The sequence below is a fragment of the Arsenicibacter sp. R0_47 genome, assembly GCF_057652235.1.
This window is the reverse complement of record NZ_JBYFCJ010000015.1, coordinates 41,033-61,133: the sequence shown is the minus strand read 5'-3', so window position 1 is coordinate 61,133 and position 20,101 is coordinate 41,033. Positions and strand designations below refer to the sequence as shown.

Here is a 20,101-nt window from a genome sequence, read left to right as displayed (position 1 = left end):
CATGAATCTACAGGAAATTCAAAGCGTCAAACAACGCTTCGGTATAATCGGCAGCGCACCTGCCCTGAATTACGCCATTAACGTGGCGATGCAGGTGGCTGCTACAGACCTTACAGTACTTATTACGGGTGAAAGCGGAAGCGGTAAGGAATCGTTTTCGAAGATCATCCACAGCCTGAGTCACCGCAAACACGGGCAGTTCATTGCCATCAACTGCGGCGCTATTCCGGAAGGAACGATTGATTCTGAATTATTCGGCCACGAAAAGGGCTCGTTTACCGGTGCGGTTGACCAGCGGAAAGGTTATTTTGAAACGACGAACGGCGGCACCATCTTCCTCGACGAAATCGGGGAGATGCCGATTGGTACGCAGGCCCGGCTGCTTCGGGTACTCGAAAACGGCGAATTTATCCGCGTAGGCTCGTCGAAAGTCATGAAGACCGACGTACGGGTAGTGGCTGCGACCAACGTAAATCTGATGGAGGCGGTCGAAAAAGGGCGTTTCCGGGAAGATTTGTACTACCGCCTCAACACCGTCCCGATCTTCGTGCCCCCCCTCCGCGAGCGCGGCGAAGACATTGAACTGCTGTTCCGCAAATTCACGACCGACTTTGCCGAACGCTACCGGATCAAACCCATTCAGTTAACGGAGCCGGCCAAGCAGATGCTGCTCCGGTACCCGTTTCCGGGCAATATCCGCCAGCTGAAAAACATGGCTGAGCAGATTTCGATTCTCGAATCAGATCACGCGCGGCCGGTTGATACCGATGTGCTGGGCCGTTACCTGCCCCAGCAGCAGCCTGCAAGCCGGATGCCGGTGATGGTGCCTTCAGCTGCCGGTAGCGGATCAACCGAGAACTTCAACGAGCGGGAAATTCTCTACAAGGTACTCTTTGATCTGCGCCGGGACATGACCGACCTGAAAAAGCTTGTGCTTGAAGTGTTGGGGAATGAGCAGTATGGGCGGCAAATCTTAAATAATCATAAAGAGTTGTTCGATACGCTCCAAACCGATACCTATGTGCCGTCAACCGAGCCATCGGAGACGCATGTAGCCAAACTGCTCCCGCCGGCCGAAGCCATTGATACCTACAATGACATCGACGAGGACGAAGAAATCACCATCGAGGACATTTCGCATGAAACCGAGGAAGATGATTCGCTTTCGCTGGAGAAAAAAGAAAAGGAAATGATTGTGAAGGCACTCCGTCGCAATAATAACAAGCGAAAGTACGCAGCTCAGGCACTTGGCATCTCTGAACGGACGTTATACCGGAAAATTAAACAGTACCAGATTGATGAAGAGTAAGCAGCGAATATCTGAAATGAGTAATGTAAAACGGATAATGCTGAAACCAGTTTCCGGTTTCAGATGGGTTATCCGGACAGTATTCATTATTCAATTTTCATTTTTCTTTAATTCCTGCGGCGTTTATTCGTTTACAGGCACGACCCTTTCGCCTGATTTGAAGTCGATTACCATCAGCAACTTTACGATGGCGACAGCAGGTGGTCCGGCCAACCTGGCACTGAACTTCAACGAAAAGCTTAAGGAATATTACCAGCGCTATACCAACCTGAAAGTGTTGCCGAACAACGGTGATTTATCGCTGGAAGGCTCTATCACCAACTATGACCTGCTGGCTGTTGCGCCTACTGCATCCGATCAGGCAGGTCTGAACCGCTTACAGGTGACGGTACAGGTGCGGTTTGTGAACAACAAGGACGAAACCAAAAATTTTGAACAATCCTTTTCGTTTTACCAGGATTTCCCGCAGAATCAGACATTAACCCAAAACGAGAGCCGGTTAGTACCTAAAATTCTGGACCAGCTGGTTCTGGATATTTTTAATAAAACAGCCGCCGACTGGTAGTGTATTCAGATTCAGCAACTTGTTAACATTAACTTTATTCCGGTCCGAAACTTTTTTTGCCGGAACGTGGTTTTTGTCTACTTTAGAAAATTAATTAATAACACCCGACACCACCGGTAATGCAGCCTCTTGATAAGGAAACACTTTCATATTGGGTGACCCATCCCAATGACTTAACGGATAGTGATTTTCAGCAGTTGCAGGAAAACCTGCAAGTGTATCCTTATTGTCAGGCGCTTTATTCGCTGACGGCTAAAGCCGCTTCAGTTCATCAGAAAAGCCAGACCATCACGTATGTACGTAAAGCAGCTGCCTATGCACTGAGCCGCAACGCACTACGCCGGCTGATTGATAATGAATTCCAATGGTCAGATCACCTGCTTTCCCGTCTGAATGAACTGTCGGCCGGGCAAGTACCGATTCCTGACGATTATCAACAGGAAAGTTACGCGCTTTTCAAGTCGAAGTCGGGCCTAAACAATGGGTTGGCGGGTGTTCCGCTGATTCGATTGCCAGAGCCAAAAATGCCTGAATTAGTTATTCCGGAGCCCGATGAGCTCCCTCTTCTGGAGAATACATTACAAACTGAGTTAGCCCAGCAGTCAACGGCCGTTGAACCGGAAAAAGAACCTGTGGTTAACGAGGAAGAACGTCAGCGTCAGTCTGAAATTATCGATACGTTCATCCGCAACGAACCCCGTATCGCACCGTTCAGAGCCCGCCTTACCGATCCTGTCGAACAGGTTGATCTGGCGCAGCGCAATGCGTCATCCGGACTTTCTTTGGCCACAGAGAGCTTTGCCAAAATACTTATTAAGCAGGGAAAGGTAAATCAGGCCATTGAAATCTATGAAAAGCTATTGTTGAAAAATCCCGATAAAAAAGCGTACTTTGCGTCCAGAATTGACGAGCTACGGGAAAGTTCAGCAAATTCCGGCACGGAACTTGATTCGTAGCCCTGTCAAAAATGATCTTACAATTAGTTAAACAGTTTACATGGTAACGGCAACGATTATTATCATCTGCATTATTACCGTTTTGCTTATCCTGATCGTACTGGTTCAAAACTCAAAAGGTGGCGGGCTTTCAGGCGAGCTTGGCGGATTAGGGTCAAACCAATTAATGGGCGTTAAAAAAACGACCGATTTATTAGAACAAATTACATGGGGCCTCGGCGTTGGTATGATGGTACTGACGTTAGCATCGTACATCATGATTGACAAATCAGGCGTTGGTACACAGTCCTCATCGGTAAACGTTGACCGGGCTGCAACGCGTACAGTACCTGCTGCCGGACCGGCCGCGGCTCCTGCCGGCGCTCCTGCTCCTGCTCAGCAAACACCAGCCGCTGCACCTGCCGGTACGGGTACAACCCCTCCTCCAGCCGCAGCACCGAGCTCAGCTACGAAATAATTTACCGTCGCTATATGCAAAAGCCCTTCCCGACCGGAAGGGCTTTTTTTATGCCGTTTTAGTTGTTTCCAGACAGCTACGCCTGCGCGGCCCGGGCAATCAGCTGCCGGGCAATGGGCAGTAACGTTTCCTGTACCGGATAATTCCAGCTGCTCTCAAGCATGTATGTCGCCGGGTTTGGCAGATGCCGGTAGCGGCGTACCAGATCCAGTTTCATGTTTTCAAAAGTCAGGTTAATGCTTTTCGGCATCGACTCCACGTACCGGATGTGTACATACCGTCCGCCCGGTTCGCCATCGGAATACAAGGTCAGGTTATAGGTGTAAATCTGGGTTTCGGCCTGTCGTGTCCGGTGAATAAGCAGATAGCCTTCTTCCGGACGCAGTGGCATGAGCCCAATCGGAATCAGGCTCAGCCCTGACAGAATTTCATTCCAGAGCTGTTGCCCTTCCTGAAAAAGTTTCTGAAAACGGGGAATGGCAAAGTCAACCACCTCGTCCAGATCTGCCAGAAAATCATTGTCCGCTTCCTCGGTTTTATACCGTACCGACTGTGTTTTGATGTCAAATCGGATCGGACTCTTGGGAAACGCGGCTTTAAGCGTACCTTTGCCTTGTCTGAATTGTAGCCCTTTTTCGTAATGCTGGCGTAATTCGGGTAAATCGGGGTAAAGTTTCTTGTCAGAGAAGTTTTGCTGAACCGCATGCAAATATGCCATTACGACATACTTTTTGTATTCGGCATCCAGCCATCCCTGTGTCAACCAGTCAGATTCCAGGCGTTTCATAGCGAACATTATTTACGGTTGGACTTAAACTTAAGTAACAGTAATGTACACTAAAAAGAGAATAATCCAAAACATTGTTTGCCTTTTTTGTGCCATTGCCTAAGAAACGCCTGTACCAACCCGATATTATCCAACTAATGGTCTGAAACTGAAAAAATGTCAGTTCTGAATTCTGGCACAGTAATTGGCAATCGGGGCTAGTAGAAATCAGTATTTAACAATTCTCATTTATAACCTTAATCACTTTATTGCTATGGTAGCAGCAGAGGAAAACGTAAAAGTGAACGTACGCCCGCTAGCTGACCGGGTATTGGTAGAAGCCGCCCCGGCTGAAGAAAAAACCGCTTTTGGTATCATCATCCCTGACACTGCCAAAGAAAAACCACAGCGTGGTACAGTAGTGGCCGTTGGAACAGGCAAAAAAGACGAGCCTCTGACGGTACAAGTTGGTGATACTGTTCTGTACGGCAAATACGCCGGTACAGAGATCACTGTTGACGGCAAAGAGTACCTGATCATGCGTGAATCAGACATCTTCGCAATCCTCTAATTACTTAATGGATGATGTATACTGTACAATGGGCTAACGCGCTTTGTACACATACAAACCAGATTATTCATTCTACATTGTTCATTATTCATTCTCTAAAAAATGGCAAAGAAAATATTTTTTGACACAGAAGCCCGTGACAAGATCAAGCGGGGTGTTGATACACTGGCTGATGCCGTAAAAGTTACATTAGGACCAAAAGGCCGTAACGTAATCCTTGATAAAAAATTCGGTTCACCAGCGATCACAAAAGATGGTGTAACTGTAGCAAAAGAAATTGAGCTGAAAGATGCCATGGAAAACATGGGTGCTCAGCTGGTTAAGGAAGTAGCGTCAAAAACAGCTGACTCAGCTGGTGACGGTACAACAACAGCAACTGTTCTGGCACAGGCGATCTATTCGATCGGTGCGAAAAACGTAGCTGCCGGTGCCAACCCGATGGACCTGAAGCGTGGTGTTGACAAAGCGGTTATTGCCGTTGTGAAAAACCTTGCGGAGCAGGCTCAGACAGTAGGTGACGACTTCGGTAAAATTGCCCAGGTTGCGACCATCTCTGCTAACCACGACGAAGAAATCGGCAACATGATTGCTGAGGCCATGAAGAAAGTGGGTAAAGAAGGCGTTATCACCGTTGAAGAAGCACGTGGTACTGAAACCGAAGTTAAAACGGTTGAAGGTATGCAGTTCGACCGTGGTTACCTGTCTCCGTACTTCGTAACCAACACAGAGAAAATGGAAGCTGAACTGGAGCGTCCGTTCATCCTGATCTCTGAGAAGAAAGTTTCGTCAATGAAGGAGTTACTGCCGGTTCTGGAGCAGGTTGCTCAGACAGGCCGTCCGCTGTTGATTATCGCTGAAGATGTTGACGGTGAGGCTCTGGCTACGCTGGTAGTTAACAAAATCCGTGGTGCCCTGAAAGTGGCAGCTGTTAAGGCGCCTGGCTTCGGTGACCGCCGGAAAGCTATGCTGGAAGATATCGCGATCCTGACAGGTGGTCAGGTGATCAGCGAAGAGCGTGGCTTCAAACTGGAAAACGCGTCTATCGAGTTCTTAGGCCAGGCCGAAAAAATCCTGATCGACAAAGACAATACAACTATTGTTAACGGTGTTGGTCACAAAGAAGATATTCAGGGCCGTGTAAACCAGATCAAGGCACAGATCGAAAACACAACATCAGACTATGACCGTGAGAAGCTTCAGGAGCGTCTGGCGAAACTGTCAGGTGGTGTAGCGATCCTGTACATTGGTGCGGCTACTGAAGTTGAAATGAAAGAGAAGAAAGACCGCGTTGACGATGCCCTGCACGCTACCCGCGCTGCCGTTGAAGAAGGTATCGTTACCGGTGGTGGTGTTGCGCTGATCCGTGCAATCTCTTCACTGGACAGCGTTCAGACAATCAATGACGATGAGAAAACAGGTGTTGCGATCATCCGCACAGCCCTGGAATCTCCACTACGTACCATTGTATCAAACGCTGGCGGCGAAGGTTCTGTAGTAATCAACAAGGTTAAGGAAAGCACTGGTGGTTTTGGCTACAACGCGAAAAACGACTCGTACGAAGACCTGTTCGCAGCCGGTATCATCGACCCTAAGAAAGTAACACGCTTAGCCCTGGAAAACGCAGCGTCTATCGCCGGTCTGTTGTTAACAACAGAGTGTGTGATCGCTGATGAGCCGGAAGAAGCGCCTGCCGGTGGTGGTGCACACGCACACGGCGGTGGCATGGGCGGCATGATGTAATCAATTGCCTTGCTAAAGCAGACGATACAATCCCTCAACCTTGCGGTTGGGGGATTTTTTTGTGGCTGTCAATTGTTTAATTTTGTCTATACACCGGTATTGACAAAATGACGTGCCATTATGACAACAGCCCAGATTTTGTTTGAACAATATAAAGTGCTGCCGTCCCGCGTAAAACGGGAGCTTAAGGAAATGATTATTCAGGAAGAAGCGGAAGATGTCGTCCCGCTTAAAGATCAGATTAAGGAAGGTTTGAAAGAAATCAAACTCATTAAGCAAGGAAAATTGAAGGCTAAAACATTGGATCAGGTATTAACTGAACTTGAAGATGAAGCCTGAAATTCTTGCCCTTCCTTATTTTGACCGAAAGCTGAAACGATTAGCAAAAAAATATCTATCGCTTACTCAAGAACTAAGGGTCTTAGAAAAGGAACTTGAACAAAACCCCAAACTTGGAACTGATCTTGGAGCCGGCCTTTACAAAATACGGCTTGCCAGTAAGAGCAAAGGAAAGGGAAAAAGCGGCGGATTTCGCATTATAACCTACTATGTCGAAAAGATTGACGACATCGAAACGGTTTTCCTTGTTACAATTTATGACAAGTCTGAAGAGTCTGCCATCAGCAAAACAGAACTTATCGAGATTATCAACAACTCGTTTGAAGACGAAGACACTATATAAACGAAGCGGCCCCGATCAATGTGATCGGGGCCGCTTCATTATTCTGCAATCGCGACTGTTTCAGTGCTTTCCCGGCCGATGGTCAGCGGCTGACCCAGCAGCTGAAGCGTTATCGGCTGCGCTGAAAAATTCTCGACCGTTACCGAGTCCTGCGTTACCGACACCTGTATCAATACCCCGCGGAAACGCAGCTTAAAGGCCAGTGACTGCCAGTTATCCGGGCAATACGGATCAAGCAGCAAGGTTTCGTTCTGCACGCGCAGCCCACCAAAACCTTTGACTACGGCCAGCCACGTACCCGCCATAGACGTAATGTGCAGACCATCTTCGGTATCGTTGTTATAATCGTCCAGATCCAGACGGGCCGTACGGAGATACATCTCGTACGCTTTCTCCTTCATCCCCAGCTTCGACGCAAGCACTGAGTGTACGCAGGGCGACAGCGACGACTCATGCACCGTCATCGGCTCATAAAAGTCGAAGTTCCGGCGCAGGGCTTCCGTATCAAACTCATCGTCGAAGAAATAAAAGCCCTGGAGCACATCGGCCTGTTTGATAAAACACGAACGCAGGATACGATCCCATGACCAGTTCTGGTTCAGCGGCCGCTGTCCTTTCGGAATGTCATTGACCGGCATCAGCTCCTTGTCCAGGAAGCCTTCCTGCTGCAGAAATACGCCGCGCTCCGGATCGAACGGATAGTGCATGTTCGCAACGATGTGTTTCGCCGTGGCTACCTCTTTCTCTTCACGGAAATGAATACGCTCGGCCAGCTCGGTAAAGGCTTCCGGATTCAGCGCTTTCACCTTGTCAACGGCCTCGATGGTATACCGCAGTGTCCAGGCGGCGATATAGTTGGTATACCAGTTATTGTTAACGTTATTTTCGTATTCGTTCGGACCGGTTACTCCCAGCATCACATACTGCTGTTTGGCAGCCGACCAGTTGACCCGCTGACTCCAGAAACGGCTGATGGCAATCAGTACCTCCAGACCAAATTCGGCCAGGTACTGTTCATCGCCGGTATACCGTACATAATCGTAAATGGCATAGGCAATGGCCCCGTTCCGGTGAATCTCCTCAAAGGTGATTTCCCATTCGTTATGGCATTCTTCACCGTTCATGGTCACCATCGGATAAAGCGCCGCACCAGCCTTAAAGCCAAGTTTCTGCGCGTTTTCGATGGCTTTACCCAACTGCTTATGGCGATAGACCAGCAGGTTCCGGGCCACTTTCTGATCGGCCGTAGCCAGATAGAACGGTAAGCAGTAAGCTTCGGTATCCCAGTAGGTCGATCCGCCGTATTTCTCGCCGGTAAAGCCTTTCGGGCCAATGTTCAGTCGTTCGTCTTCGCCGGTATATGTCTGTTCGAGCTGGAAAATATTGAACCGGATGCCTTGCTGGGCCGCCACATCACCGTCGATGGTAATGTCGTTCATTTTCCATTTGTCGGCCCACGCCTGCTTTTGTTCAAACAGCATCTTGTCGAATCCCTTACGGGTAATCCGCTGAATATACTGACGGGCGTCGGCCAGCAGGTGATCAGGGTCGTAGTTGAGCGACGACAGGTTAACCGCGTACTTATAAATCGCCGTTTCCTGCCCGCGCTCACAGTCGAGTGTTATGCGGTTGGCTACGTATTTCTCGTATTTTATCGGCTGCGACTGGTAATCAATCCGGCTGCCGTTCTGCTCAATCTCAACGCACATACCGGTGGCAACGTGAAAGCCGGTTTTACGGGTCCGCAGTTCAATGTAGGCTTCTCCGTAAGCGGTCTCCTTGCGCACTTCGTCCCAGAACTTCTCATCGTAATTGGCATCCTTATTCCGGATGTCGCCGTCGATGTAAGGCGTGATCGTAATCTTACCGTCAAAGTTCAGCGGGGTAATGGCGTACCGGATCACACCGGCCTCGTCATCAACAATTGAGCAGAAGCGTTTGGCAATTACCTTCAGTTCTTTACCGCTTTTCAGTATCGCCACAAACGAACGCTCCAGATAGCCTTCCTGCATGTTCAGCACGCGGCGGAAGTCACGGACATCGCAGTGGTTCAGGTCCAGGCTTTCGTATTCGACATCGATGTTGATCCCAATCCAGTTGGCCGCATTCAGGACCTTGGCGAAATACTCAGGGTAGCCGTTTTTCCACCAGCCCACGCGGGTTTTGTCGGGATAATACACCCCGGCGACGTAATTACCCTGCAAGGTTTTGCCGGTAAACTGTTCTTCGAAATTACCACGCTGCCCCATCCGGCCGTTGCCGAGGCTCATGGCGCTTTCCGTTATTTCATTGTAGTCACGGTGGAAGCCTTCTTCGACTATACACCAGGGATCATTGATAAGATATTGTTTCATCAGAGGTAAAAATAGCATGCGAAAATAGGGATTTACCGATTACGCATGCATGGGTCTCATAAGTGGGTACTGCGAAATATCTTTCTTTCTTTCTTAGTTTATTGTTTCTTTCGCCCGCAGCGCCTGATTGATGTGGCGTTCGGTGTGGGCCACCAGCATCAGCAGGGCGTCGCCCAGACGAAGTTTAATACTGTTGCCGAATAAGGTAGCCAGTTTGGTGGTGTTCCAGTCCAGATAGATGGCCTTGTCGATCTGCGCATGTAGTGTTTGCTGCAAATCAACAAATTGCTGCAATACATCCGCCACATCCAGTTCCTGCGTTTTCCGGGGTTTGATAAACGACGGGGCCGGCAGCTTCATCTTCGTGTTCGGGTCAACTGCCCAACGTAACGCTCGTCCTACCCAGCCGGATTTGAGTTCCTGATCTGCCGGCTGGTGCTGAATCAGCCCCAGCTGATCAACCTTATGCTGGATGTTCCGGATGTAAAACCGTTCGGCCAGATTCAGGTGTTGCAGGCAGTCAATCATACTCCATTTGTCGGGCGCCGGTTTATGGCTCAGCTGATCAGCTGTCAGCGGACGGAATTCCTGATCAATGATCGTTAATACCGCCGATAGACGCTCTTGTAGCTGCCGGGCAGTTTCGAGCTTTTGCATGGATTATAAACGAGCTAAAATTTGCGAAACCGTAACATTTTCCAGCGACGGGAACACCATATCAGCCTTTGTCAGGACATCCGGTGACCCAATACCAACCGACCGGGAACCCGCCCGGACTGCTGATTCAATCCCTGCCACGGCATCTTCAAAGACCACACATTCTGCCGGATTTACGCCCAGCTCTGCTGCTCCCTTGAGAAAAACCTCCGGATCGGGTTTGCCTTTGGCGATTTTATTCCCGTCGATAATGGCATCAAACTGATCAGTCATCCCGATGCGCTCCAGAATCAGACCGGCATTTTTACTGACCGACCCAAGCGCCGTTTTCAGGCCGGCCTCCCGCACCTGCGCGAAAAATGCCGGCACGCCCGGTAAAATATCGTTCGGCGTCATCCGGCTCACCAGTTCCAGATACCATTCATTTTTCAGGGTAGCCAGTTCCAGCTTTTTTTCTTCCGGAAGCTGTACATGGCCGTGTTCCAGAATCAGTTCCAGTGAATCCATCCGGCTGACGCCTTTCAGTCCTTCATTAAATTCTTCGGAAATATCGAAACCCAGTTCATTGGCCATCCGGCGCCAGGCTTGATAATGGTAAATGGCTGTATCAACAATTACGCCATCAAGATCAAACAGAAATGCTTTGATAGATTGCATGAAATAAAGTAAGTACCAGACCGCAAAATAACACAACTCCGGCAGAATCAGCGCAAACGAACTTGTTAAATCGTGCAAACGATAGACTCGCCAACGGATCGGGAACTTAATCCAATTGAAAAATATTATGCCATTAAACAAATAGAAACATAAACAATTACAGCTATGGCAGAGACCAAATATGCCCTGGAAGCAACGGATGCTAACTTTAATGAACTGATTAATTCGGATAAACCGGTACTGGTTGATTTCTGGGCTGAGTGGTGTGGACCATGTAAAATGATTGGCCCGGTTGTTGAAGATTTAGCCGGTCAGTACGAGGGTCAGGCAGTCGTTGCCAAGATGGATGTTGATGCAAACTCAGCTACACCTGCTAAATTCGGTATCCGCAGCATCCCGACACTGCTTATCTTTAAAAATGGCCAGCAGGTAGACAAAATCGTCGGTGCTGTTCCGAAAAACATTCTGGAGCAAAAATTAGCAGCTCAGTTGTAAGTAATACACTGATGTGAGCTTTAGTCTATACATCTGATTTCTGAGTACCCCTCAAAAAGAAATGCCGGGTTTATTGCCTGGCATTTCTTTTTGTATTTTTGGCCTCCTTCATCAACCTAACGGCGGAGTTTTTATGAGTACCTTAGCCATCACAACGTCTGTTTTTGACTTATTTAAAGTAGGCCCCGGCCCGTCGAGTTCACACACGATCGGCCCTATGAAAGCAGCATTTGACTTTCGCACCCGCATCGGCGAATTACCGGAAGAAACGCTTGCCAGCGCAAACCGTATTGATATTCTGCTGTTTGGCTCGCTGAGTGCTACCGGAAAAGGCCACGGTACCGACCGCGCTATTGTTGCAGGTCTGCTCGGCTGGCAGCCCGAAACCACCGATCCGGACGAGCTGCTTGCCCTGCTGAAAGATGCAGAACAACAGTATCCCATCTCTGTCAACGGCCACACCTATCCCGTTGGTCCGGCCGATATTTATTTTGAACGCCGCCGCTACGATTCGCCCTATGCCAATACGATGGTACTGCGGCTGGCCGGTGGCGATGGCGTGTTGCTGGAGGAAGAATATTATTCTATAGGCGGCGGCTTCGTGATCCGCAAAGGGGAACCCGAAACACCATCGGCCGCGGTTGAACCACCCTACCCTTACCAGACCATGAAAGAACTGAAAGCGCACCTGACCCGCAACAACCTGACGCTGGAAGAACTCATCATGGCCAATGAAATTGCCCTGACCGGACGGTCGGCGAAGGAAATTAACCAGCGCATCGATCAGATTCTGGACTTTATGCACAAGGCGGTCCGGCGCGGGCTGCGGCATAAGGGTACGCTGCCGGGTTCGATTAAACTGCGGCGGAAAGCCCCCCTGCTCTACCAACAGGCCAAGGGCATGTCTCACTCATCAGACAGTTTTCTGATCTTTCTGAATGCCTACTGCCTGGCGGCTTCTGAGGAAAACGCGGCCGGCGGCATTGTCGTAACGGCACCGACCTCAGGCGCTTCCGGCGTAATCCCGGGCCTGACGTACCTGGCTAAGCATCATTTTCATTACGATAAGGCGACACTCCGGAAAGGGATGCTGGCCGCGGCCGCGGTTGGTTTTCTGGTGAAGCACAACGCCAGTATTTCGGGGGCCGAAATGGGTTGTATGGGCGAAATCGGTTCAGCGTCGGCCATGGGGGCTGCCTTTCTGACCTATGCAGCCGGCAAATCCATCGATGCGGTCGAATCTGCCGCCGAAATCGGTATCGAACACCACCTGGGCATGACCTGCGACCCGATCGGCGGCTATGTGCAGATTCCCTGCATCGAACGCAACGCCATGGGAGCCGTCAAAGCCTACAATGCCTTTCTGCTGGCCACCTCCGGCGCGCCGTCTATGCAGAAAATTTCCCTCGATTCAGTCATCAAGGTCATGAAGGCAACCGGCCGCGATATGTCCACAAAATACAAGGAGACCTCCGAGGCCGGTCTGGCTCTCAGCGCTACGGAGTGCTAACATTTTTGATATTCGACAGTTTAACAGACAATCCTTAGTTGCTGTGTTTTGCGTTGCTGCGTTTGTAGCTAAACCAGAATACAGCAATTGTTCTGTAACCATCACGAGTAAAAAACATTACCATGTCGAATATCTATACACCCAACCAACAGCGAATATTACTGATTGCCAGCCTGTTTATCATTGGCGGCTTTATCATTGTCGGCATCAGCCAATACATCACTGCCTTTTTGGGGGCGGTAATTCTGTACGTCGTCTTCCGGCCCTGGTTCCACAATCTGGTCCACAAACGTGGCTGGAACCGGACACTGGTCACTGTCCTGCTGATCGTTTTTTCACTTGTCGTTATCATTCTGCCATTTCTGGCACTGAGCTTACTGCTTGCCAGCCGGATTCAGTACTATAGCCGGAATCCGGAGCCTATTCTTGACCTGATCAGTAAAGTTGAACAGCTGACCAAATTCAAAATTACCGACGAGAAAAATATCCGGTCGATGGTGCAGCAGGGCGCTTCGTTTGCCAGTAAGCAGTTTCCGTCGGTTCTCAGCGGCACCCTGGATTTTATCATCATCATGGGCCTGCTCTACGTAGCACTCTACTTCATGTTTATGGAAGAAGAGTCGTTCATGAAAGGCTTGCGGAAGTACCTGCCGTTTAAAACGGGGACTTTGAACAACCTGGGCGAGGAACTAAAGAACATGGTGAATGCCAATGTGCTTGGTCAGGCGCTGGTTTCGTTTGTCCAGGCTGTTCTGACCGGGCTCACGCTTTGGATTTTTGGTGTACCTGATCCGGCGTTCTGGGGCATGGTTACGTTTTTCTTTGCCTTTATTCCGGTACTTGGTACGCCGGTGGTTTTTGTACCGGCTGCGCTCATGCAGATCTCCAGTGGCAACACCGGTCAGGGGGTTGGTATTCTGCTGGTTGGTGCGATTGTGATCATCAATATTGACAACCTGCTGCGCATCTGGCTGGCCAAACGGATGGGCGATGTTCATCCGCTGATAACACTGGTCGGCATTGTGCTGGGTGTTCCCATATTCGGCATACTGGGACTGGTTATCGGGCCCTTGCTGCTCTCTTATTTCATTGTGCTAATGAAGGTATTTGAGCGGGAAAACCATAAATTACGTATTGAAATTGCCCGCGATCAGGAGGAGGTTGACCAAAAAGCAGAAACCATGACCCGCAAATAATCCGGTCAGGCTGGCATTTTATGGGAAAGTATTTATTTTTGTTATAGGCAGAAAAAACAGTACTTTCCCATGAACGACTTCATCAATTATTTTGACCATATCCCCTCGTTACACCGCAGTCTGATTCTGGTCAGCGGCATTACATTTTTCTGGCTGCTCGAAAGTACTGTTCCTCTGTTCCGGTTTTCCTACAAAAAGTGGAGCCATGCCGGTATCAACTTCTTTTTCACGTTTACCACCATTCTGGTAAACCTCGTATTAGCCTTTATTGTGGTTAAAACCGTCGATCTGACAGCACAGGCGCAAATCGGGGTTCTGCATTGGGTGCAGATGCCGGTATGGGCTCAATTGGCGATCGGTCTGCTTTTGATGGATTTTATCGGGGCATGGCTGGCCCACTGGACGGAACATCATGTCTGGTGGCTCTGGCAGTTTCATACCATCCACCATTCAGATACCCACGTTGACACCACGACGGCCAACCGTCATCATCCGGGCGAAAGTGTCATCCGGTTTGTATTTACGACGCTGGCCGTTGTCGTGACGGGTGCTCCCATGTGGCTGCTCTTTCTTTATCAGTCCCTGTCGGTGATATTATCTCAGTTTAACCACGCCAATATCCTGCTGCCGGCATGGTTTGATAAAGCCATCGGCTGGCTGGTTGTCACACCGAATATGCACCATGTACATCACCACTTTGCGTTGCCGCTCTCTAATACCAACTACGGCAACATTTTTTCAGTCTGGGACCGCTTACTGGGCACCTTCGCGCAGGTTGATAACCATAAACTTGTTTATGGGTTAGACACCTATGCGCAACCTGATGAACATCAGCGCATTGGCACTATGCTGACAGTACCCTTCAAAGGATATCGGCCACCGGTAGCCACTGATCAGCCTAACTTGCAAACACCTGAAGTTTCCAAACCGGTGTTATAGCACACGCTCAAAAACCCAAAACTCATGCAGGCCGTCCGGGCTGGGCATAGTACGGGTATGGGCAAATCCCAGCCGGCTCAGCAGCCCTTGCGAGCGTGGATTATGCGGAATAGTAAACGCGTAAAGTCTCGGATACCCCTTTTCCCGGGCAAAATCCAGTACAGCCTCTGCCGCCTCACGGGCATAACCTTTTCCGGCATAGTCATCGAGCAGGGCAAATCCCATATCGGGGGCATCCAGAAAATCACGTTGCAGCAACCCACACAGGCCAATCGGCAGCAGCAATGCCTTTTCATAAATCAGATACAGGCCGAACCCATATTTTTCATAATTCACGTGCTGCACATCCCGGATATACCAGCGGGCATCGGCTTCACTTTTTACGCCCCGGTCGCCGATAAACTCCATCCAGGACGGGCTGGTCAGCAAGGTTTGAATAAACGGGGCATCATCAATAACCAACTGCCGGATTTCCAGCCGGGGTGTTTCGCGGACGATCATAGTGAATGGAATCAGATAATAAAGGCATAAAAAAACAGGATTGACAGTTTGTCTGTCAATCCTGTTGCAAGGTACATGTTTTATAGAAATGCCGGTCAGATCTATTCCTGCCGGAAGCTTTTCATGATCCAGCCACCGCCGATTACGTCTTCACCTTCGTAGAAAACAGCCGCCTGTCCGGGTGCAATGGCCGATACACCCTGTTCAAACAACACCTTAATCTGGTCGTCGCTTTCCTGCGAAATAATGGCTTTAGTGCCCTGATCTTTATAGCGCACTTTGGTCACGGTTTCCAGCGGCTGGTCGATCCGGGCGTATTTCTGCAGGTTCAGTTTACTCACCAGCATACCATCGCGGTACAAATCCTGATCTAGCCCCAGCACAACCTCATTCGTATCTTTCCGGATGTCAGTCACAAACACCGGATGTCCCAGCGCAATGCCAAGCCCTTTCCGCTGGCCAATGGTATAGAACGGATACCCTTCGTGTTTACCAACCACACGGCCGTCTTCCATCACGAAGTTTCCGCCGGCCACTTCTTTTTCAAGCCCGGGTACACGGCGTTTCAGGAAACCACGGTAGTCGTTATCCGGCACAAAGCAGATTTCGTAGGACTCCGATTTCGTAACCAGCTCAATGAATCCGCGTTCTTTGGCCATCTCCCGGATTTCGGATTTGCGTAGGTAGCCAAGCGGTAATTTTGTCCGGCTCAGGCTTTCCTGTGACACCCCCCAAAGCACATACGACTGATCTTTCAGGTTGTCAATACCTTTCGAAACCACCTGCCGGCCGTTTTCTTCGCGCAGATTCGCATAGTGGCCGGTTGCGATAAATTCGCAGTCAAGGCGGTCGGCACGGCGGAGCAAGGCATCCCATTTAATGTGCGTATTACACAATACACACGGGTTCGGCGTCCGTCCCGACAGGTATTCGTTGGTAAAATGATCGATTACATAATCCCCGAATTCTGACCGGATGTCGAGAATATAATGCGGAAAGCCCAGGCTAACGGCGATGTTACGGGCATCGTTGATAGAATCAAGGCTACAGCAGCCGGTTTCTTTTTTGGTACCACCCGAGGACGCATAATCCCAGGTTTTCATCGTCATACCAATTACTTCATACCCTTCTTCGTGTAATAGTACTGCTGCCAGTGAAGAGTCGATGCCGCCGCTCATAGCGACCAGAATGCGTCCGTGTTTGCTCATTGGATCCGTCCAGGGTTCAAAGCCCTGCGATTATTGGTTTTATTTGGTTTAATATATATCAATTTGTAATGATTATCAGCTACTTACAAAACAGATAAAATAGACAAATACAGGTTAAACCGCAATTTGTTGTACCTATGTTGTACCAAGTTTTCTTATCTTTGTTTTAGCTGATCATGCCAGTGCTGATACGGCATAACAAAACTGACATTAAAACGATTCACTAATAAGCTGACAAATTTATGGCATCTTCCCTGAAAGTCGTACTTCGCAGCAAAGCAAACTCAGACGGTCTCTATCCCCTGGCCATTCGGATTACCATTAACCGAAGAACATCCTATATCTACTTAGGCCAGCATATCCGTAAAGCTGATTGGGATAGAACTCAGCAAAAGGTCAAGAAAAGCCATTCAAATTCAACCTGGCTGAATAATCTGATCCTGAGTAAAAAAGCTGAAGCAAACAATAAGCTGATCCAGCTGGATATTCAGCATAAGGCGCTCTCCTCACACGCCGTGCGCAAGCAGATTAAAACTAAAGAAGGAGGATCGTTCTTCACATTGGCGGACGATTTTATTGAGAACATGCGTAAGCAGGGAAAATACAACAGGGTTACCACAGAGCAAGCGCGTCTGAATATATTCCGAAATTTCCTTGATGGCCGAGATATCACCTTCCCTGAGATTACGATCTCAGTCCTGAATAAATTTAAAGCTCACCTCAAAGGAAAACGTCATGTCAGCGACCGGACGGTTGCTAATTACATGATTATCATCCGGACAATATTTAATCAGGCAATTGCTGATGGACTGGTTGACCAGAAATATTATCCGTTTGGCAAAGGAAAAATCGGGATCAAGCTACCGGAAGCTAACAAGATTGGTTTAAACGCTGACGAAGTCAAGCTGCTTGAAAACGTCGATCTATCCGGATGCCCTGCATATTGGGCTCATGCCCGTAATATATGGTTGCTGGCTTTCTACTTTGCGGGTATGCGGGCTTCAGATGTCCTGCGGCTGAGACATTCTGACTTTCAGAATGACCGGCTACATTACACCATGGGTAAGAACGCCAAACCCGGATCGCTGAAAGTACCTGACAAGGTTGTTAAAATTATTGCTCAATATCCGAAAGGCGATAAAAATGACCTTGTTTTTCCGGAATTACAGGTACTGACTGATTTCACCGACAACTACGACGTGCAGCGCAAAATTGCTTCAGCTATTAGGCGGCTGGATGTGCATCTGAAAAAAATTGCCGCTTTTGCGGGTATCCACAAACCACTGACTATGCACATTGCCCGTCATACATTCGGAAATCTCTCCGGCGATAAGATTCCTATTCAGCTACTACAGAAGCTCTATCGCCACACCTCAATTACAACAACGATTGGCTACCAAGGCCACTTTATCAATAAGGATGCTGATGAAGCACTCGATATAATAATTGGGTAATTTACATTTATTACGTCTTAGTTTATGTAAGCATAAAAATTGGTATACTGTTATTCAGTGTACTTATTATCTACTCTTTTTACGGTATAAGTAATCTTTTGTGATTATTTATAGTATCGTGCCTTTCGCTACTAATTCTACAGGAAGTACTATTTTAGGAATTTCTTCAGTCTTTTCTTGATCTTCACTTCGGTCATTACTTCGTTAGGGATATTCTCTATACCATCAAAATACGCCCAAATCTCTTTATCAATCTGAGGATCATCCTTTTTAAAAATCGCTGGCTGAGCTATATTTGAATATGCACTTTTTTCTAGCACAATTGGACCAAAATAGATTTTATTACTTGCATTAAGATAATATCCTAATGCCACATCGCCTTCTTTCATATCCCCAAGCCCTATATCAAAAACTACGCGTAGTTCTTTTTCTTGAGCTTCGTCCATATGAAGATCCATTAGCAAATATCTTTTTTCTTTAATCCAATATTGACCTTTATATTCATGCCTACTAACAACTTCGCCATCTCTGGCAGCGAAAGTTAGTATTTTAGTATAGCCATAATCTAACAAATAAACAGGATAACAATATAAAAGTGGTTGCTTCTGGCCTAAAGCACTATCGAAATAGTTTTCATATGTATAAAGTACCCATACTGTATTTTTAATCGTATTTTGCTTTACATCAAAATTCCCTACTGTGTTATAAATTGATAGCCTTTCACTCTCCCCCAAATAGCATAACACTAAGTTCATCCTCCTAAACGTACGAATAACCGGAGAGCCTTTTCGTATTTCGTTACTAAGCTCATATAGAAATTTAGGATAATACTGACGACTACCCATAGCATTAGCTATAGGCTCTAAAACATTTTTTGCAACTTCCAGCGACTTCTCAGCCCGACCATACATAAGAAGTTTGGCTGGGAGGTCTTTTTCAATTTCAAGAGAAGGCTTATCTTCATATTTTGCAATTATTTTTACAAATAATTCAACAGCCTGCCATCGACTCAATATATAAGTTGACTCCATAAAACTATAGTTTTTCTGAAAAAGACCTGCAAGAAAAGTTCAACGTGCAGATCAGTTTTTTATACAACTTTACATCACAGATCATTTTCAAGAGCATGTTTAACGAAATTGTAGCGCTCAATATAATAGTCGGTGAGAGTTTCTTTCATCTCCTGAAAGTCATTGAGCTTTATAACCTGCTCCAGCTTTGCCAACATGTCGTACGTAGCATCAACATAGCTAAAAGCCGCTACTGATCCTACGTTGTCTTGAAAAAAATCTTTCCATGTTTCAGGAGTTGGAGCTGGTTCTGTTCCATATTTCAGCGCTTGTACAGGGGGAATCGAGGATGGTTCACTCATAACTAAACTCCTTATAAAGTAAAATCTACTAAGGTATAATACATAATTTATACATAATGTAAAGAGATATTTGGATGCCCGGAGGCGGCTTTACGCCGTAGTTAATGCTTAACGAGTTTTTTTTGAGTCTTATTAATAATTAGAAACAATGGAAAGTTTACAAGATCGAGGCTACAGCAATTCTGAAGCAGAAGAGCGTGCTATTATTCACCCAGACAACAGAACCATTCACAATCACCCTGACGGATCAAATTGGGTGCGTTTAGACTCAACACATCCCTGGGAACCATTTGATGAAGAAAAGCACATCAAGAGCAAAAATGACCCTATTTTTTAATCAGAAGCATATTTCTTCTGACATTTAGTCAGTGTTTCAATGTGAAATCACATACTGGACTGGGCCCAGTCCAGTATGTGATCACTGTATCATTAATTTCCGTTTAGGCTAATTTGAATGGACTAAACTAATAAGACAAACATCTAAACTCAGAAATTATGTACATCAAGATCAAACTATGTTTCGGTGGCTCAACCTGGGCCCAAGTTGTCGATTGGGGGTTCGGTGATCTGGCCCAAGATCAATCAGAGAAAAAACTGCCTTTTTTAGTCGTTAATGGTCAGAGCTTTTTCCAACGTGGGGCTGACGGTTATTATTTTCCCATTTAATGATAAGCGATATCTCCGTGTTTTGGGCTTGCTAACATCGATTTAC

The 20,101-nt window shown here is 47.7% G+C and carries 23 protein-coding genes; 15 read left to right on the top strand and 8 right to left on the bottom strand.

Going from position 1 to position 20,101, the window contains the following annotated elements; all coding sequences use genetic code 11:
- The first annotated feature begins 1 nt into the window (after position 1).
- From AC23NW_RS21770 to secG, 4 genes are all read left to right on the top strand, one after another.
- Positions 2 to 1,309, top strand: a complete 1,308-nt coding sequence (locus AC23NW_RS21770; protein ID WP_487452006.1) for a sigma-54 interaction domain-containing protein — start codon at positions 2 to 4, stop codon at positions 1,307 to 1,309.
- 157 nt (positions 1,310 to 1,466) lie between these two features.
- Positions 1,467 to 1,874 (top strand): LptE family protein, encoded by a 408-nt coding sequence (gene lptE, locus AC23NW_RS21765; RefSeq protein ID WP_293844888.1) that lies wholly within the window; start codon positions 1,467 to 1,469, stop codon positions 1,872 to 1,874.
- Between the two features lie 119 nt (positions 1,875 to 1,993).
- Positions 1,994 to 2,830 (top strand): hypothetical protein, encoded by an 837-nt coding sequence (locus tag AC23NW_RS21760; protein WP_293844890.1) that lies wholly within the window; start codon positions 1,994 to 1,996, stop codon positions 2,828 to 2,830.
- Between the two features lie 40 nt (positions 2,831 to 2,870).
- Positions 2,871 to 3,287: a preprotein translocase subunit SecG gene (gene secG / locus AC23NW_RS21755; protein ID WP_487452004.1), complete on the top strand. Its 417-nt coding sequence runs from the start codon at positions 2,871 to 2,873 to the stop codon at positions 3,285 to 3,287.
- A 76-nt stretch (positions 3,288 to 3,363) separates the two neighbouring features.
- Here secG and AC23NW_RS21750 read toward each other — a convergent pair whose 3' ends face one another.
- Entirely contained in the window at positions 3,364 to 4,074 is a 711-nt protein-coding gene (locus tag AC23NW_RS21750) for a hypothetical protein (protein WP_487452002.1), read from the bottom strand.
- 253 nt (positions 4,075 to 4,327) lie between these two features.
- Between AC23NW_RS21750 and AC23NW_RS21745 the strand changes: the two genes are divergently transcribed.
- The 4 genes from AC23NW_RS21745 to AC23NW_RS21730 all read left to right on the top strand — a co-directional run bounded on the left by AC23NW_RS21745 (position 4,328) and on the right by AC23NW_RS21730 (position 7,046).
- Complete coding sequence (locus AC23NW_RS21745; protein ID WP_071501602.1) at positions 4,328 to 4,624, top strand: co-chaperone GroES; 297 nt, start codon at positions 4,328 to 4,330, stop codon at positions 4,622 to 4,624.
- A gap of 102 nt (positions 4,625 to 4,726) precedes the next feature.
- Positions 4,727 to 6,364, top strand: a complete 1,638-nt coding sequence (gene groL, locus AC23NW_RS21740; protein WP_293844900.1) for a chaperonin GroEL — start codon at positions 4,727 to 4,729, stop codon at positions 6,362 to 6,364.
- 120 nt (positions 6,365 to 6,484) lie between these two features.
- Entirely contained in the window at positions 6,485 to 6,703 is a 219-nt protein-coding gene (locus tag AC23NW_RS21735; RefSeq protein ID WP_487452000.1) for a hypothetical protein, read from the top strand.
- Positions 6,693 to 7,046, top strand: coding sequence for a type II toxin-antitoxin system RelE/ParE family toxin (locus tag AC23NW_RS21730; RefSeq protein WP_487451999.1), 354 nt, complete (start codon positions 6,693 to 6,695; stop codon positions 7,044 to 7,046). Before AC23NW_RS21735 ends, AC23NW_RS21730 begins: the two co-directional genes overlap by 11 nt.
- 38 nt (positions 7,047 to 7,084) lie before the next feature.
- On the opposite strand, the gene AC23NW_RS21725 is transcribed toward AC23NW_RS21730, so the two are convergent.
- From AC23NW_RS21725 to pgmB, 3 genes are all read right to left on the bottom strand, one after another.
- On the bottom strand, positions 7,085 to 9,400 hold the full coding sequence (locus tag AC23NW_RS21725) for a glycoside hydrolase family 65 protein (protein WP_487451997.1): 2,316 nt from the start codon (positions 9,398 to 9,400) through the stop codon (positions 7,085 to 7,087).
- A 93-nt stretch (positions 9,401 to 9,493) separates the two neighbouring features.
- Positions 9,494 to 10,057: a DinB family protein gene (locus tag AC23NW_RS21720; protein ID WP_487451995.1), complete on the bottom strand. Its 564-nt coding sequence runs from the start codon at positions 10,055 to 10,057 to the stop codon at positions 9,494 to 9,496.
- A gap of 3 nt (positions 10,058 to 10,060) precedes the next feature.
- Entirely contained in the window at positions 10,061 to 10,714 is a 654-nt protein-coding gene (gene pgmB / locus AC23NW_RS21715) for a beta-phosphoglucomutase (RefSeq protein WP_487451994.1), read from the bottom strand.
- Between the two features lie 165 nt (positions 10,715 to 10,879).
- Between pgmB and trxA the strand changes: the two genes are divergently transcribed.
- The 4 genes from trxA (at position 10,880) to AC23NW_RS21695 (ending at position 14,854) form a co-directional block, all read left to right on the top strand.
- Positions 10,880 to 11,209, top strand: coding sequence for a thioredoxin (gene trxA / locus AC23NW_RS21710; RefSeq protein ID WP_293845767.1), 330 nt, complete (start codon positions 10,880 to 10,882; stop codon positions 11,207 to 11,209).
- A 133-nt stretch (positions 11,210 to 11,342) separates the two neighbouring features.
- On the top strand, positions 11,343 to 12,719 hold the full coding sequence (locus tag AC23NW_RS21705; RefSeq protein ID WP_487451992.1) for an L-serine ammonia-lyase: 1,377 nt from the start codon (positions 11,343 to 11,345) through the stop codon (positions 12,717 to 12,719).
- Between the two features lie 122 nt (positions 12,720 to 12,841).
- Complete coding sequence (locus AC23NW_RS21700) at positions 12,842 to 13,915, top strand: AI-2E family transporter (protein WP_487451991.1); 1,074 nt, start codon at positions 12,842 to 12,844, stop codon at positions 13,913 to 13,915.
- A gap of 69 nt (positions 13,916 to 13,984) precedes the next feature.
- A complete protein-coding gene (locus tag AC23NW_RS21695; protein ID WP_487451989.1) occupies positions 13,985 to 14,854 on the top strand; it encodes a sterol desaturase family protein in 870 nt (289 codons plus the stop codon).
- Here the strand turns inward: AC23NW_RS21695 and AC23NW_RS21690 are convergent.
- Positions 14,849 to 15,355 (bottom strand): GNAT family N-acetyltransferase, encoded by a 507-nt coding sequence (locus AC23NW_RS21690; RefSeq protein WP_487451987.1) that lies wholly within the window; start codon positions 15,353 to 15,355, stop codon positions 14,849 to 14,851. The two genes, AC23NW_RS21695 and AC23NW_RS21690, sit on opposite strands and share 6 nt — an antisense overlap.
- 101 nt (positions 15,356 to 15,456) lie before the next feature.
- A complete protein-coding gene (mnmA, locus tag AC23NW_RS21685; RefSeq protein ID WP_293845564.1) occupies positions 15,457 to 16,563 on the bottom strand; it encodes a tRNA 2-thiouridine(34) synthase MnmA in 1,107 nt (368 codons plus the stop codon).
- Positions 16,564 to 16,805: 242 nt separating this feature from the next.
- Here mnmA and AC23NW_RS21680 point away from each other — a divergent pair, with 242 nt between their 5' ends.
- Positions 16,806 to 18,017, top strand: coding sequence for a phage integrase SAM-like domain-containing protein (locus tag AC23NW_RS21680; RefSeq protein WP_487451985.1), 1,212 nt, complete (start codon positions 16,806 to 16,808; stop codon positions 18,015 to 18,017).
- 149 nt (positions 18,018 to 18,166) lie between these two features.
- Here the strand turns inward: AC23NW_RS21680 and AC23NW_RS21675 are convergent, their stop codons facing one another.
- Together AC23NW_RS21675 and AC23NW_RS21670 are read right to left on the bottom strand one after the other, a co-directional pair.
- Entirely contained in the window at positions 18,167 to 19,048 is an 882-nt protein-coding gene (locus AC23NW_RS21675) for a hypothetical protein (RefSeq protein ID WP_487451983.1), read from the bottom strand.
- A gap of 74 nt (positions 19,049 to 19,122) precedes the next feature.
- Positions 19,123 to 19,389: a hypothetical protein gene (locus AC23NW_RS21670; protein WP_487451981.1), complete on the bottom strand. Its 267-nt coding sequence runs from the start codon at positions 19,387 to 19,389 to the stop codon at positions 19,123 to 19,125.
- 148 nt (positions 19,390 to 19,537) lie between these two features.
- Here AC23NW_RS21670 and AC23NW_RS21665 point away from each other — a divergent pair, with 148 nt between their 5' ends.
- Complete coding sequence (locus AC23NW_RS21665) at positions 19,538 to 19,726, top strand: hypothetical protein (RefSeq protein WP_487451980.1); 189 nt, start codon at positions 19,538 to 19,540, stop codon at positions 19,724 to 19,726.
- Positions 19,727 to 19,884: 158 nt separating this feature from the next.
- On the top strand, positions 19,885 to 20,055 hold the full coding sequence (locus tag AC23NW_RS21660; protein WP_487451979.1) for a hypothetical protein: 171 nt from the start codon (positions 19,885 to 19,887) through the stop codon (positions 20,053 to 20,055).
- Positions 20,056 to 20,101: the final 46 nt, after the last annotated feature.